The following is a 14,486-nucleotide window of genomic DNA, read 5'->3' on the forward strand; positions in this document are numbered from 1 at the left end:
TGGTGATTTCTCCAATTGATTTTCCGGTGTAGCGGTTTCCGACGTCTCGGAAAACCAAGTAGTTCTCTCAAAGTTACTTTTATTAACGGCGCATACCCTGTTTTCTTTAGAGAAAATTTTAGATTTTTTTGAAAATAATTCGTTTGGAGGGGTAATCGTGACAAAGCGGATAAAAAAGCAAAAAAACTTTCATTTTTTGCTAAAGCTTCTTTTCGAATTGTCGATACAGGCAGGTTTTGCGTTAAATTCGGGCAAGGCCGTTCATCAGCCAAGCAAGGTCAATGCTAGGTTTGGCGCTTGTTTTGCTTGTGCCAGAATAGAAGTACTGACCTGTTGTAAAATCTGTTGCTTCACCATTTGCGTAGTTTCTTTGGCATAGTCAGTGTCTTGGATACGACTGTTGGAAGCGGCTAAGTTTTCGTGGATATTATCTAGATTATTGATCGCGTGATTAAAGCGGTTTTGATACGCGCCTAACTCCGCACGACTGCCATCTACCGTTTTCAAAGCATCATCTAAAATACCGACCGCCATCTGAGCGCCACCGACCGTGCTAATATCAATACTATCTACCGTTCTATTTACGGTGACATACTTGCCAAGTTCTAACTCATCAGCCAGGCCACCACTGAAGGTTGGTCCAGGGTATTTTATGGCGTCCTTGTGGGACATGAGTAACTGCAGTTGCCCCTCTTCATTAACAGACGCTTTCACTTTATCGGTTTGCCCATTAATGTAAGTCGCGAGTTCTTCTATATCATCGCCAGCTTTAGCTTCAATACGGATCTCCTGCTCTTCAAAATTGTTATCACGGTAGCTGATAACAATTTCATTATTTCCGTTTTGAACCGTCCAATCTGAACTGACTCTTTGATATGAGCTCATTGAAAAGCTACCTAAAGATTCCGGCTGCATGGTCCGCAGGCCAATTTGTACCGCTTCACCAGCCGTTGCACCGATTTGAAAAGACGATGTACCGAATGTGCCATTCAGCAATTTACGTCCGCCAAAGGAGGTCGTTTCTGCAATACGACTTAACTCATCATTTAAAGCAGAGACTTCTTCTTGCAGTGCATTGCGCTCCGCTTTGCTGTTTGAACCATTGGCTGACTGTAGCGACAAATCACGCATACGTTGCATGATATTGGTCACCTCATTCATCGCGCCTTCCGCAGTTTGCATGATGGAAATGCCGTCATTCGCGTTACGTACCGCGACATCCAAACCACGCATTTGTGATTGCAAGCGGTTGGAGATTTGCAGACCCGCAGCGTCATCCTTTGCGCTATTAATACGCTTCCCTGAAGACAAACGCTCCATGGATTGGTTCAGCATATCCGTTGCACTGGTCAAATGACGCTGTGCGACAAGTGCTGCTACATTGGTATTAACGGTGATCGCCACGAATAAAGAGTCCTAAAATTAAGGCTTTGAGTACTTATCGACCAAGTAACAGAAAAGTTTAGTGTTTTTTGAAAAGAGATTGGAATAGAAATAGAAAACAAAAGCCCTCCAATTGGAGGGCTTAAGAAATAAAGTCTGAGAACTTACTTGATGGCTAGCTCTGCGAGCATTTCTTGTGAAGGAGCGAAGAAGTACGCACCAGTTACCGCTTTTGTGAAACGAAGCATTTGGTCTGTTTTACCATCTGTCACGCCGTACATACTTTCTAGCATCACTTTAATGTTATGAAGTGTATTGCAGTAAGAAATAAACAGCAGGCCATGAGGCCCTGTTACCGTCCCGTATGGTAAGCTGTGGCGAACAATCTTCAAACCTTTACCTTCTTCTTTGATATCAACTCGACCAACGTGTGATGCAGCAGGAACGTCTTCTAGCTCGATAGAGTCTGGCTTGGTACGACCAATCACTTTTTCTTGCGCTTTGACATTCAATCGATTCCAAGCGGCAAGGTTATGTTCAAAGCGCTGAGCCATAACATAACTGCCTCCAGCAAATGGGCCCTCTTTTACTAGAGCCACATCAGCGCGAGCCTCCCCTTTCGGGTTTTCTGTGCCATCAATGAAGTCTGTCATATCACGAGCATCAAGGTAACGGTACCCATATGTTTCGTCCACAATGGTGACATCTTGTGCCGTCTCTTCTAGGAACTTACGCAACACGTAAAAATGCAAGTCGTGACGAGTCGAGTGACAGTGAATAAGCACATCTACGTCTGTTGCAGGAGCAACGATGTCACCTTCGCCAAGTTGAGTAAAATCAATAAGCTCTTCTGGCGCGTCTACATTAAGGTGTTCCCAAAACGATTTTGTGAATGCGATAGAAAGCGTCAGCGCAGCACCTGGCTGGGTAATGTTTAACTCTTCCACCAACTTTGGCAGTGCTTTCAGTTTTTCTAATACGTTTTCACGGTTTTGGTTCACTTTGAGTTGAGTGTACAGTGCAAATGGCCCGGCTTCTGGCACGATCGCCGTTTGAGCTTGTGACATTGAGGTTTCCTCTATTACTTTGCCCCAGAGTGGGAAGTTATTGTTTTTAATTCTTTGAATGCTGCTGTTCATCGTGCGCCAATTGTGGCACATGAAAACAGTCTTTTACCCATATTCCATTTAGAAGATAGATCATAAACCAAGCTAATAAGGTAATGGTAAGGGCGTTTGCCCAATTAAACACTCCATGTTCTAGGTACACATGATACATGGTCTGAGCAAGTTGAATACCGCACAAGATCAAAGTGATCTCGCGACCATAGCGAGTAATTCTGTTTACCCATCCTCTGTCGGGATGACGAAGCCCCATTAACCACATAAGAAGCAAACTTGGAATGCCCATCGCCAAACCTAAATACAACGTACTTGAATCTGGGTAAACAATAGCGAGTAGCTTGCTGCCACTATCACGACTTACACCAGCCATGGCAAACACCATCCATGAACGCACAAGAAACATCCATCCCACCCATAAAATGATCGGCGCCTTTAAAAATCCATGAGCGTCATATTGGTCAAACGAATAGCGCACAACATCTTCTTCTTTATGTGATAAAAACGTCACTTTAACCTATCGTTTCAGAGTTGCAAGCCAACAAAGATGAGAACTGAAGTTCATTTCAGCACCTTACACAGGTAAACTAAACAAAGATTTACAGCGACGTTGATGAGAAACATGAAAAAAAGAACTCCTGCCACCCCTGTGCCTTCTCAAGAAACACAAGCCGAAGCGATGAGAATTGCTAAATCCACGCAAAAGCCCGGCCAAACCAAAGAGCAAACCAAGCTCATCGCTCAAGGTATCGAAAAAGGCATCGCGCAATATAAGAAACAACAAAAAGAGCGCAACCGCCAAGCCGATAAAGCGAAGAAAAAACAGCAACGTGAAAAACAACGTCAGCATGAAGAGATTATCGAACAAGACAATATCACCGACGATGCGCCAAACCATTCATCAAGCAAACTGCCTTGGACACTACTTGTCCTGAGCTGGATTGGCTTTGCTGCTTACATAGTATTGGGGAAATAGCTAATGAAACGCCTGTTACTTGGACTTTTTGTCGTGCTTCTAACGGGTTGCACGATGCCTTCTCACCTTACTCATGCTCAAAGTCAAGATGTTCATATTCGCATTGACGCGCAATTCGACCCTGAGCGATGCGAATACAAAGGCGAAGTCACCGGAAGTGAAGGCCATTGGTATAACTACATTTTCATGACTAATGACGCGATGATGCAAGGCGCGATGAACGATTTAAAAAACAATGCAGCGGCTATCGATGCGGACACCGTTTTTATGGTTTCCCCACAAGATTTTATCACTTCATTTAGCGTGCTGGGTTCCGCCTACCGCTGCAATGGATGAGGCCTGAATATGAAAAAAGCCAGCAATTGCTGGCTTATGCACGAAATCCAAGACTGCTAGCGATATCTCTCTCCCGCTCTAGAACCCATTGGCTATCAAAAGGCCCCCAATCTGAAAGTTGATAATAGCCGTCATTATGACGTCGGCCATCTTGAACGAATATGAGTTCAATGCCGATCCCAGGTAACGCCTTGAGTACATCTTGAATAGTACGACGAGGCCACCCCGTTTTTTCGATCAACTTTGGCACATTCGGCCTTTCTAGGTTTTCCACCAACAAGGCCAAATATAGCCGCCTTGCAAAAACAGGACTCAATTCCATTGACACCTCCTAAAATTGTGCTGATTCATTATTTCGTTTTTGCTCAGCGAGGTGTTGCGTTTGATCAATAACTCGACTTTTCCATTTGATTTAGACGAATTTTTATTCGATTTATAGCGCATTCATCGTAAATAAGTTATGTGACATTAGTTATCTCAATCTATCTGAAAATATTTTCCACCGCATTTTGTCAGTTTGATTGCTTCTTGATAGGATGCTTTAACAGCCCAAATCACTTAAGTGCGTCTTAACCGCGCCAGTGAAAAATAGAACAAAGAAAAAGGAAACACTATGTCGATTACCATGTTTGGTATTCCCAACTGCGATACGATCAAAAAAGCCAAGAAATGGTTAGAAGCCGAGGATATTGCTTACGACTTCCATGACTACCGTAAGCAAGGCATTGATGCAGAAATGGTAAGTGAATTTTGTCGCGCTTTAGGTTGGGAACAGGTGCTCAATAAACGTGGCACAACCTACCGCCAATTAGCGCAAGAGCAGAGAGACACACTTAACGAGGAAAACGCCATCGCTCTTTTGGTAGAAAACCCTGCGATGATTAAACGCCCAATTTTAAAAGTAAATGATCAACTTCATATCGGTTTTAAAGCTGATCAATACGCTAGCATTTTCAACTCTTAAATAAAGGAATACTCAAGGATGACAGACAGTCCAGTATTGGCACTTGCTAAAGATCTGATCAGTAGACAGTCCGTAACGCCGGAAGACGCAGGTTGTCAGGATTTGATGATCGAGCGCTTAAAAGCACTCGGGTTTGAAATTGAAGTGATGGTATTTGAAGACACCACGAACTTCTGGGCTCGACGTGGTTCAGAAGCGCCGCTATTTGCGTTTGCTGGCCACACCGATGTGGTACCAGCTGGCAAATTGGAACACTGGAATACACATCCGTTTGAACCGACCATTATTGATGGTTACTTGCATGGCCGCGGCGCAGCTGACATGAAAGGGTCACTAGCTGCTATGGTCGTTGCTGTCGAACGCTTCATTGAAGAAAACCCAGACCACAAAGGCTCAATTGGCTTTTTGATTACGTCAGATGAAGAAGGGCCATTTATCAATGGTACCGTTCGCGTTGTAGAAACGTTGATGGAACGTGGTGAGAACATCGATATGTGTATTGTTGGTGAACCATCCAGCACCGACGTGGTTGGCGATGTAGTGAAAAATGGACGCCGTGGATCCATCACTGGTGATTTAACGGTAAAAGGAACACAAGGCCACGTGGCCTACCCTCACCTAGCCAGCAATCCAGTGCATGAGTCTCTACTCGCGATTCATGAACTCGCGACGACAGAATGGGACAAAGGGAATGATTACTTCCCACCGACCAGTTTCCAGATCCCGAATGTATCGGCTGGCACTGGTGCGTCTAACGTTATTCCTGGCGAGTTCCATGTTCAGTTCAACCTACGTTTTAGTACTGAGCTTAACAATGACGCAATTGTTCAGCGTGTTACCGAAACATTGGACAAGCATGAGCTGGACTACGACCTAAAATGGACATTCAACGGTGACCCATTCCTGACCGATACGGGCGCACTGCTAGACGCGGTTGTAGCTGCAGTGGCCGAAGTCAATGATACGAAGCCAGCGCTACTTACAACTGGCGGTACGTCTGATGGTCGTTTTATTGCTCGAATGGGAGGTCAAGTCGTAGAGTTAGGTCCTGTTAACGCTACGATTCATAAAGTGAACGAGTGTGTGAAAGTCGACGATCTTGAAAAGTTGACGGACATGTACGAAAACACGTTGAAACACCTATTGGCGAAATAATCAGCGAGAACACAATGACACCAGAGCAACTCACCGGAATCACTGATTCTCATCTTCAATCCACACTAGTGGGGCAAAAAGCGTTTCTACTCCACCCTGAAGTGGCTGACGATCTGCTAAAGATGATTGAAGCGGCAACAGAAGCAGGTTTCAAAATGGAAATCGCCAGTGGTTTTCGTGACTTTAATCGCCAAAAAGCCATCTGGAACGGGAAGTTTTCTGGTGAGTTGCCAATTCTCGACATCAACTCCCGCCCTTTGAATAAAGCAGAGTTAAATGACGAAGAGAAATTGATGGCCATTTTGCGCTGGTCGGCATTGCCCGGAGGAAGTCGTCATCATTGGGGTTGTGATTTTGATGTCTATGCGCGCAATTTATTGCCTGCTGACACCAAACTCAAGTTGGAACCTTGGGAGTATCTTGAAGGCCACCAGCAGGCGTTCTACCAATGGTTAAAAGCCAACCTTGGTCGGTTCGGTTTCTTCTTTCCTTATCAGCATGATTTAGGTGGCGTTTCGATTGAGCCTTGGCACATTAGTCACCGCGCTGTCGGGCAGCAATGCCTCGAGCAGTTGACGCTTGATGTACTCAGAAGCCAGTTGATTAAACAAAATCAGACCGACAACATTGCAGGGATTGACGTCATACTGAATAATTTGGATAACGTCGTTGCCAAATTTATTCACAATATCACGCCGCCGGAGGCTCTATGATAGAAATACTAACCAATCCTTGGGTCATTATTATTGTAGTGTTGAGCGTGGTCATTGGTAATATTGCCGCACTCAAATATACCGCAAAAATGAAGTTTGGTCAGATGGATAAAAGCCGTAAGAACGATTTAGATAAGCTGAACACATTGGATAAACAGCGCTACGCTGAAGAAGATAAAAACAAAAACGAGCCTCGTTAGTTACTCACCAGCTTCATCTCGACACATTTAATCTAAACATCAAAAAAGGGACCACTAGGTCCCTTTTCTATCATTAAGTAAACACGCCGCGTTAAGCTCGCTTTGTTTACTGCTTCACTGTTGCAGCCAATACAGGCGCTAGTGATTTCAAAAACTCTTCTTCTACTGGCTTGCCAGAGGAGTCGGTGATATTGATAGACGTACGGTTGCCTAAATCACCAAGTAAGAATGTGTACTTACCAGCGGCTAACTCCACTGGTTTAACGCCGATATCGTTCCAGAATTCATCATCCGGAGACGCATATTTCGCAGTGATTGTGCCCTGAGACTGGCTACGCTCTTCAATCTTAAAGCCCATCTTAGGTAGAATATTAGGCAGACGCTGCCAAAGCATGTTGTATTGCGCACGCGCGATAATCACTGGAAGTCCGCTGCGGTCTTTACCCATTGTGATTGGGATCTGTTTAACCAACTCTTGCGCTTTACGCTGTGCTTCTTCACGCACTTCTTGATCGTAGCGAGCGGTGACCAAGTTCGTCATGAACACATTGTAGCGCTCACGGTTGGTCGCCGTTACTTCTTTCACTTGATTGCCTTCACGCCAGTCAATAAGGCTCACCTTAAAGCCGTGTCGACCATTTGCTTCAGCGCGTACGATTTCATATCGGCTGCCAATTTCTAGCTCTTCATCTGGCGAATCCCAAGTCACCCATCCTGTCTCGATGCGAGAGTCTGTTTGGCTTTCAACTGGAATCTCGTTGGCCGCGACCATGTTTTGCACCGTTTGCCAAACTTTATCTAGTTCATCTTTACGAAGTAGCCAAAGTGTCACTTCACCATCACTACTGCGGTCTAGACGTGCACCGGGAATAAGCTCTAGGACTTGTTGAGGTGGACGAATGTCGACATCTTTACCGACACCACCAGCGTAGTTACCCTGAGGGATCTCGTAGTTAGGGTAAAACTGAGGCTGTGCACCCTGTGGGACATTCCACTCACCCAAATTGGGGGAGTTCAAATACTCGAAGTCATCTTTTGCTTGACGACGTTGATTGGCACCACCTGAACAGGCAGTCAATACGAATACAGCTAATGAACTTAACACTAACTGGCTTGAAAGCTTCATCTATACTCCTAAAACACCGAGGGCGCTTTGGCCCCCAGTATGAACTTCAATCCTAGTAACTCAATCTTAATAGCTCAATCTTAATAAATATGGGCGTCTGTTAGCGCCTGCTCGACGATCGGCTGCGATTTTTCAGAAAGCGTAGTTAAAGGAAGACGCAAACCACCTTCTTCAATCAAACCAAGCTTTTGCGCTGCCCATTTTACTGGGATAGGGCTTGCTTCGATGAAAAGGTTTTTGTGTAGAGTCATCAAGCGTTGGTTAATCGCTTCTGCTTCTTCGTACTTACCTTCACTTGCCAAATGGAACATGTCTGCCATGTCTTTAGCTGCAATATTGTTCGTTACCGAGATAACACCATTGCCGCCAAGTTTCACAAAATCCAGCCCTGTCGCATCATCGCCACTTAGTAAGATAAAATCTTCGCCACAAAGTTCACGATGAATTGCAATTCGTTCCAAATCGCCCGTTGCATCTTTTAGAGCCACGATATTATCAAGCTTTGACAAGCGTGCCACTGTTTCTGGCTGCATATCAACAGCAGTACGGCCTGGTACGTTGTACAAAATTAGAGGCACATCACTCGCTTCGGCAATTGCCTTGTAATGTAAAAACAAACCCTCTTGAGTTGGTTTGTTGTAATACGGTGTCACACTCAGGAAGCCAGCAATACCAGAATCAGCCAGTAATTTGCTAAATGTTACTGCCTCATGGGTAGCATTTGCACCCGTGCCAGCAATCACAGGGATGCGACCGTCGGCAAACTCAACAGTTTTATTAACGACCTTTACATGCTCTTCAATGGTCAGTGTCGCTGACTCACCTGTTGTGCCTACTGCCACAATACCGTCTGTACCCGCTTCAACGTGGTACTCTACTAGCTTTTGCAGACCGTCAAAGTCTACTTCGCCATCTGCTTTGAATGGCGTAATCAGCGCTACGATACTTCCTGAAAACATGTTTATCTCCCTCATTTAACTCTTTCTGCATGGTACTGTAATGCGATTGAAAAACACAAGAGCGTAAACTCGCTTACAAAGTACAAATGAATGAATAATTATCAGTTGTTAGAGGTCTAGCAACTTAATTGCTCTATTTGGTTTGATTAACGGCAATATTGATAATCGTGTTGGGCTTTCGAGTGACTTTAGAATCTATCAGTGATTTGGAAAATACTGAAGAGCACAAGCAAGGAAAATATACTCTCTGGTCTTGTTAGCCAAGTCAGATCTAAGTGAATAAAACGGCCAGACAATAGGCAAGCACATCATGCAAACGTTTTGTTTATCCTATAGCCTGCATTTACTGTTTGTTTCCCACCACTCCCCTCAAGCTCCGACTGCTTTTTTATGGACTAAAAAAGAACTGGCTCGATATTTCTTCGCAATATCTGTGCTAACATCTCTCTATTGAAGAAAGGACAAGAAGCTCATTTATGAAGCAACATCTGGTACTTACAGCAGTTGGAACGGACCGTCCAGGCATTTGTAACCAAGTCGTACAGCTCGTTACTCAAGCTGGTTGTAACATAGTCGATAGCCGTATCGCTATCTTTGGCAGCGAATTTACGCTGATCATGCTCCTGACTGGGAACGCCAGCAGCGTGACTCGAGTTGAAACGCAATTGCCCCTGCTTGGCCAAGAACATGACCTTATTACGATCATGAAACGCACAGCGGCGCACGAACTGCTCGATAACAGCTACACCATGGAAGTGTTTATTGAGTCTGAAGACCGCCCTGGGTTAACTGAAAAATTTACTAAGTTCTTCGCTGATCAGCAGATTGGTTTAGACTCTCTTAGCGCGCAAACCATCAGCAAGTCGAAAATTCAACTCGATTCTGACCAGTTTCACATTGCGATTACTGCATCTGTAAGCGCGGATTTTAATTTGATGCAGTTACAAGAAGACTTCGATGAACTTTGTAAGTCGCTCAACGTACAAGGTTCTCTGAATTTCATTAAAAACACACTATAAAGTAAAGGAAATCAAAATGAATACGCTGACAGCAGGCTCGCCAGCGCCAGCCTTCTCTTTGCTCGACCAAGACGGAAATACCGTTTCTCTTGAAGACTTTCAAGGCAAGAAAGTACTTTTCTACTTTTACCCTAAGGCGATGACGCCGGGTTGTACTACACAAGCAAAAGGCCTTCGTGACATCAAAGCTGAACTCGATGCACATAACGTGGTGGTACTCGGCGTAAGCATCGACCCTGTAAAGCGCCTAGGCAAGTTCATCGAGCGCGATGATTTAAACTTCACTCTGCTTTCTGATGAAGACCATGCCGTTGCTGACCAGTTCGGCGTTTGGGGCGAAAAGAAATTCATGGGCAAAGTATACGACGGTCTTCACCGCATTAGCTTTCTGATCAATGAAGAAGGCGTGATCGAACATGTGTTCAACAAGTTCAAAACCAAAGATCACCACGAAGTCGTATTAAACTACTTAAACGAAAACGCTTAAACGCTATTGTTTTTCTACAAACAAAAAGCCCAGCAAACTGCTGGGCTTTCTTTTAACCATCGTACCTTTGGTAACAACTACTCTTGTTCGACAGGTTCGTTTTCTTCCGTGCTTGGTAATGCATGCCATACGGCTTTGACTAATGTCGCTAAAGGAATGGCGAAGAACACCCCCCAAAAACCCCACAGCCCACCAAAGACTAATACAGCCACAATGATAGCAACTGGGTGTAAGTTTACTGCCTCGGAAAACAGAACAGGAACCAACACATTACCATCCAGCGCCTGGATAATACCGTAAGCAAGCAACAACCAATAAAACGGAGGCGTTAAACCCCATTGGAACAAACCAACGATAGCAACAGGTACAGTAACAGCCGCCGCACCGATATAAGGAATCAAAACCGACAGACCAACGGCTACGGCAAGCAACGCCGAGTAACGAAGATCTAAAAGGGCAAAAGTCACGTAGCTCACACCGCCCACGATTAAAATCTCTAACACTTTACCGCGAATGTAATTTGATATCTGCTCGTTCATTTCATGCCAAACTTTATTCGCCAATTTACGGTTTTTCGGCAGAATACCGCTTGCGATTCGCAGCATTTCTTCTTTGTCTTTAAGCAAAAAGAAGATAAGGAGTGGCACTAAGATCAAATATACCGCTAGCGTTGCAATGCTAACTAATGAAGCAAGCGACCCTTTGACGACACTTTCACCCAGCCCCAGTGCTTGGTTTTTGGCGTTCGTCACCACGGTTTCTACTATTTCTAAATTGGCTAGTTCAGGATGGCGCTCTGGCAATGTGACAATAAACTTTTGTAGCCCGTTGTACATGTTCGGAATATCGTTAATTAGATTACCGACCTGAGTCCAAATCGTCGGAACCAAGCCAAACAACGCAATTAACATTAACCCGACAAAGACCAAGATCACGATAATAACCGACAAAGTGCGCGGCACGCCCATACGACACATTTTGACAACTGGCCATTCAAGTAGATAAGCCAAAACGATCGCGACAAGTAATGGCGCAATCAAGTGTCCAAAGAAGTAAATGGTGATAAAGCCAAACAGCAAGATCGCGACGAGACTTACTGCGTGAGGGTCAGAGAAACGTCGTTTATACCAACGACTAACCATTTCAAACATCTTATGCGGATTCCTTATTGAAGACAGTCAATGTGTAGTGCTCTGATGTAGATTGGCAATCAACCGAGTACCCTTGGGCACTAAGATAGTTCACAATGTCTCGTTTAGAGCTGTTGTCCACTACTTGAATGACAAGTTGATGATACTGCTTTGCTTCTCCTTGAAAGACCTCAGCAGCATGACGCTTTGCAAGTAACAGTGCCATAGGACAACGTTGCTCACGCAAATCAAGTAACATGGATTCCATTGTATTGCTCTGCACTTATGATAGGGTTGTATTGTAACGGCTTTTTGAGCTGGTGCTAGCACTTCTGACATGATTTAACCACATGCTGAAATAGCTCGGATGTAAAATAATTTACGAAACCAATTCATTTATTTCCGGTCTTACTGTTAGCTTATATCCTCACGGATAACCAAAACGTATGTGGCGCTGTTAATAGGCTCTCGACCTGTAACCACATGCTTATGTATTTTGGAGAACCTTTTAAACGTATGTTAAAACGCACTCGCTCGCTAGTTTGCTTATGTCTTGCTGCTGCCATCAGTTCGCCGACAACTTATGCCAATAGCATTGACTTGCCAGACATTGGCACAGCTGCTGGTGGCACGCTTTCAATAGACCAAGAGTTGATTTATGGCGACGCCTATATGCGTATGCTCAGAGCCAGTAAACCTATCGTTAATGACCCTGTCATCAATGAATATATTGACTCTCTTGGGCACAAATTAGTGGCCAATGCGAATGATGTAAAAACGCCGTTCCACTTCTTTATGATTCGCGACCGTAATATCAACGCGTTCGCATTTTTTGGTGGCTATGTAGCGCTGCATTCTGGGTTGTTTCTTCATGCTCGTTCAGAAAGTGAGCTGGCCTCTGTTGTCGCTCACGAGATAGCGCACGTCACACAACGTCATCTTGCTCGGAGTATGGAAGAACAAGCACGCCGCTCTCCGGCCACATTAGCCGCACTTGCGGGGGCACTACTGCTTTCAATTGCCTCACCCGAAGCGGGGATGGCTGCAATTACAGCAGCAACCGCGGGCAACATGCAAAGTCAAATCAACTACACTCGTGCAAACGAAAAAGAAGCGGATCGCTTTGGTATTTCGACACTAGCAAAAGCCGGTTTTGATGTTCAAGCAATGCCAAGGTTTTTTGGCCGTCTTGCTGATGAGTATCGTTATGCGAGTAAACCGCCACCAATGCTCCTGACTCACCCTCTGCCTGAAGATCGAATTACCGATAGCCGTGCGCGAGCAAGAACCTATCCTCCAATGCGTGTTGTGCCTTCAATAGACTATCATCTAGCTCGCGCGCGCATTGTGGCTCGTTACGCTGGCATTGATGGACAAGCCGCCCTGAGCTGGTTTGAGCGAACTCAAAAGAAAGCCTCTGCGGACATTACACCTGCTTTTGATTATGGTCGAGCACTCGTGCATTTAGACAATAAACGCCTATCTCAAGCGGAACCAATTTTGAAAAAGTTACTGGAACAAGACCCAAGTAACCCGTTTTACTTGGACGCTATGACGGATTTATATATCGAGAAGAAGCAGCCAGAAAAAGCGACCGAGATGCTCCGTAAAGCGTTATCTCGTAACCCTCAAAATAAAGTATTAACCATTAACTACGCCAATGCGCTACTTGAGGACAATAAAAACGATCAAGCCACGCGAGTTCTTCAAAGATACACTCATGACTATCCTGAAGATACAAATGGCTGGCACCTAATATCGAAGAGCTACCACGCGCTAGGGCGTAGCGATGAAGAATTGGCTGCTCGAGCGGAAATTTTGGCATTGCGAGCAAATTGGAATAAAGCGATTCAATATTATAGTGAAGCAAGTAAAATGGCCAAGTTGGGCAGCTTAGAGCAAGCGCGATACGATGCCCGTATCGACCAACTCATGATCCAAAGAGATCGATTCATGGCATTACAATAACGAAATGGAGAAAACCATGTCAGTCGTGATTTATCACAACCCTCGTTGCTCAAAGAGCCGTCAAACACTTGAACTGCTTGAGCAAAATGGTGTTACACCGGAAGTCGTCAAATACCTAGACACACCACTTAACGTGGATGAACTAAAAGCGCTGTACGCCCAGCTTGGCTTTTCATCTGTACGTGAAATGATGCGCACTAAAGAAACTGAATATAAAGAGCTTGGCTTAGGCGAAGACTCCGTCAGCGATGAGCAATTATTCGAAGCAATGGCGAAAAATCCAAAGTTGTTTGAGCGTCCGGTAGTCGTTGCCAACGGCAAAGCAAAAATTGGTCGCCCACCAGAGCAAGTGTTGGATATTTTATAAATGGATTGCCAGATCCTTATTTTGTATTTCAGCCGTCATGGCTCGACAAAACAACTGGCAAGACAAATAGCAAGAGGAGTCGAATCGACTCCTCAATGCCAAGCAATTTTGCGTACAGTTGAAGAATTGTCACCTCACTCACACTCCCCTTCTGATCCAATTGTTACTCTAGAGGAACTGAAAACGTGCGACGGTCTAGCGTTTGGCAGTCCCGTCTGGTTTGGCAACATGGCTGCGCCTTTAAAGCACTTCTGGGATCAGACTACATCTTTATGGGTCAGTGGTGACTTAATCGATAAGCCTGCTTGTGTCTTTACCTCTTCGTCCTCGATGCATGGTGGTCAAGAAACAACGTTACAAAGCATGATGACCCCTTTATTGCATCACGGGATGATGGTTTTGGGCATTCCTTATTCCGAGCCAGAGTTACACACTACGCAGTCCGGAGGCACTCCGTATGGCGCCAGCAGTGTAGGCCATGAGGCAACCCTAAGCAGTGAAGAGATTCGCCTGGCACAACAATTAGGCAAAAGGCTGGCAACTGCAGCGTTAAAACTAAAAGTCTGTTAGTAAAATCAAGGA

20 protein-coding genes are annotated in these 14,486 nt (G+C 44.9%); 11 read left to right on the forward strand and 9 right to left on the reverse strand.

Features of this window, described 5'->3' with window-relative positions:
* From R7035_RS17330 to R7035_RS17345, 4 genes are all read right to left on the reverse strand, one after another.
* Positions 1-272, reverse strand: a 272-nt coding sequence (locus R7035_RS17330) for a hypothetical protein (RefSeq protein ID WP_318073604.1), incomplete at its 3' end; no start/stop codon positions are given.
* Positions 265-1,404 carry a flagellin gene (locus tag R7035_RS17335; RefSeq protein ID WP_042521439.1) on the reverse strand — a complete coding sequence of 380 codons (1,140 nt, stop codon included), beginning with the start codon at positions 1,402-1,404 and terminating at the stop codon, positions 265-267. The genes R7035_RS17330 and R7035_RS17335, both read right to left, overlap by 8 nt.
* A 143-nt stretch (positions 1,405-1,547) precedes the next feature.
* Positions 1,548-2,450: a Dyp-type peroxidase gene (locus R7035_RS17340; RefSeq protein WP_033907102.1), complete on the reverse strand. Its 903-nt coding sequence runs from the start codon at positions 2,448-2,450 to the stop codon at positions 1,548-1,550.
* A 46-nt stretch (positions 2,451-2,496) separates the two neighbouring features.
* Positions 2,497-2,982, reverse strand: a complete 486-nt coding sequence (locus tag R7035_RS17345; RefSeq protein ID WP_171343224.1) for a DUF2919 domain-containing protein — start codon at positions 2,980-2,982, stop codon at positions 2,497-2,499.
* A 144-nt stretch (positions 2,983-3,126) separates the two neighbouring features.
* On the opposite strand from R7035_RS17345, the gene R7035_RS17350 reads away from it, so the two are divergent.
* Both R7035_RS17350 and R7035_RS17355 read left to right on the forward strand, forming a co-directional pair.
* Complete coding sequence (locus tag R7035_RS17350; protein WP_005380437.1) at positions 3,127-3,480, forward strand: DUF2956 domain-containing protein; 354 nt, start codon at positions 3,127-3,129, stop codon at positions 3,478-3,480.
* A gap of 3 nt (positions 3,481-3,483) precedes the next feature.
* A complete protein-coding gene (locus R7035_RS17355; protein ID WP_005380435.1) occupies positions 3,484-3,816 on the forward strand; it encodes a DUF4156 domain-containing protein in 333 nt (110 codons plus the stop codon).
* 34 nt (positions 3,817-3,850) lie between these two features.
* Here the strand turns inward: R7035_RS17355 and R7035_RS17360 are convergent, their stop codons facing one another.
* Positions 3,851-4,138 carry a helix-turn-helix domain-containing protein gene (locus tag R7035_RS17360; RefSeq protein ID WP_005380433.1) on the reverse strand — a complete coding sequence of 96 codons (288 nt, stop codon included), beginning with the start codon at positions 4,136-4,138 and terminating at the stop codon, positions 3,851-3,853.
* Between the two features lie 291 nt (positions 4,139-4,429).
* Between R7035_RS17360 and R7035_RS17365 the strand changes: the two genes are divergently transcribed.
* From R7035_RS17365 to R7035_RS17380, 4 genes are read left to right on the forward strand one after another with little or no spacing between them, the layout of a single operon-like run.
* On the forward strand, positions 4,430-4,780 hold the full coding sequence (locus R7035_RS17365) for an ArsC family reductase (RefSeq protein WP_171343220.1): 351 nt from the start codon (positions 4,430-4,432) through the stop codon (positions 4,778-4,780).
* Between the two features lie 18 nt (positions 4,781-4,798).
* Positions 4,799-5,935: a succinyl-diaminopimelate desuccinylase gene (dapE, locus tag R7035_RS17370; RefSeq protein WP_005380429.1), complete on the forward strand. Its 1,137-nt coding sequence runs from the start codon at positions 4,799-4,801 to the stop codon at positions 5,933-5,935.
* A gap of 14 nt (positions 5,936-5,949) precedes the next feature.
* Positions 5,950-6,648, forward strand: coding sequence for a M15 family metallopeptidase (locus R7035_RS17375; RefSeq protein WP_053306708.1), 699 nt, complete (start codon positions 5,950-5,952; stop codon positions 6,646-6,648).
* A complete protein-coding gene (locus tag R7035_RS17380; protein WP_005380425.1) occupies positions 6,645-6,848 on the forward strand; it encodes a DUF2897 family protein in 204 nt (67 codons plus the stop codon). The genes R7035_RS17375 and R7035_RS17380 overlap by 4 nt, the downstream gene beginning before the upstream one ends.
* 106 nt (positions 6,849-6,954) lie before the next feature.
* Here the strand turns inward: R7035_RS17380 and bamC are convergent, their stop codons facing one another.
* Entirely contained in the window at positions 6,955-7,974 is a 1,020-nt protein-coding gene (gene bamC, locus R7035_RS17385; protein WP_005380424.1) for an outer membrane protein assembly factor BamC, read from the reverse strand.
* A gap of 80 nt (positions 7,975-8,054) precedes the next feature.
* Positions 8,055-8,933 (reverse strand): 4-hydroxy-tetrahydrodipicolinate synthase, encoded by an 879-nt coding sequence (gene dapA, locus R7035_RS17390; RefSeq protein ID WP_005380422.1) that lies wholly within the window; start codon positions 8,931-8,933, stop codon positions 8,055-8,057.
* 476 nt (positions 8,934-9,409) lie between these two features.
* On the opposite strand from dapA, the gene R7035_RS17395 reads away from it, so the two are divergent.
* On the forward strand, positions 9,410-9,952 hold the full coding sequence (locus tag R7035_RS17395; RefSeq protein WP_005380420.1) for a glycine cleavage system protein R: 543 nt from the start codon (positions 9,410-9,412) through the stop codon (positions 9,950-9,952).
* A gap of 16 nt (positions 9,953-9,968) precedes the next feature.
* On the forward strand, positions 9,969-10,439 hold the full coding sequence (bcp, locus tag R7035_RS17400) for a thioredoxin-dependent thiol peroxidase (RefSeq protein WP_318146207.1): 471 nt from the start codon (positions 9,969-9,971) through the stop codon (positions 10,437-10,439).
* Positions 10,440-10,516: 77 nt separating this feature from the next.
* On the opposite strand, the gene R7035_RS17405 is transcribed toward bcp, so the two are convergent.
* Together R7035_RS17405 and R7035_RS17410 are read right to left on the reverse strand one after the other, a co-directional pair.
* Positions 10,517-11,590, reverse strand: a complete 1,074-nt coding sequence (locus R7035_RS17405; protein WP_005389843.1) for an AI-2E family transporter — start codon at positions 11,588-11,590, stop codon at positions 10,517-10,519.
* Position 11,591: 1 nt separating this feature from the next.
* Positions 11,592-11,828: a sulfurtransferase TusA family protein gene (locus tag R7035_RS17410; RefSeq protein ID WP_005380414.1), complete on the reverse strand. Its 237-nt coding sequence runs from the start codon at positions 11,826-11,828 to the stop codon at positions 11,592-11,594.
* A gap of 257 nt (positions 11,829-12,085) precedes the next feature.
* On the opposite strand from R7035_RS17410, the gene R7035_RS17415 reads away from it, so the two are divergent.
* From R7035_RS17415 to wrbA, 3 genes are read left to right on the forward strand one after another with little or no spacing between them, the layout of a single operon-like run.
* Positions 12,086-13,537: a tetratricopeptide repeat protein gene (locus tag R7035_RS17415; protein ID WP_005394337.1), complete on the forward strand. Its 1,452-nt coding sequence runs from the start codon at positions 12,086-12,088 to the stop codon at positions 13,535-13,537.
* A 16-nt stretch (positions 13,538-13,553) separates the two neighbouring features.
* Positions 13,554-13,904 carry an arsenate reductase (glutaredoxin) gene (arsC, locus tag R7035_RS17420; protein ID WP_064368710.1) on the forward strand — a complete coding sequence of 117 codons (351 nt, stop codon included), beginning with the start codon at positions 13,554-13,556 and terminating at the stop codon, positions 13,902-13,904.
* On the forward strand, positions 13,905-14,474 hold the full coding sequence (gene wrbA, locus R7035_RS17425) for an NAD(P)H:quinone oxidoreductase (protein ID WP_005380409.1): 570 nt from the start codon (positions 13,905-13,907) through the stop codon (positions 14,472-14,474). It begins immediately after the preceding gene.
* Positions 14,475-14,486 lie beyond the last annotated feature (12 nt).

The organism is Vibrio sp. 1731, from assembly GCF_033339955.1.
GTDB lineage: Bacteria > Pseudomonadota > Gammaproteobacteria > Enterobacterales > Vibrionaceae > Vibrio > Vibrio alginolyticus.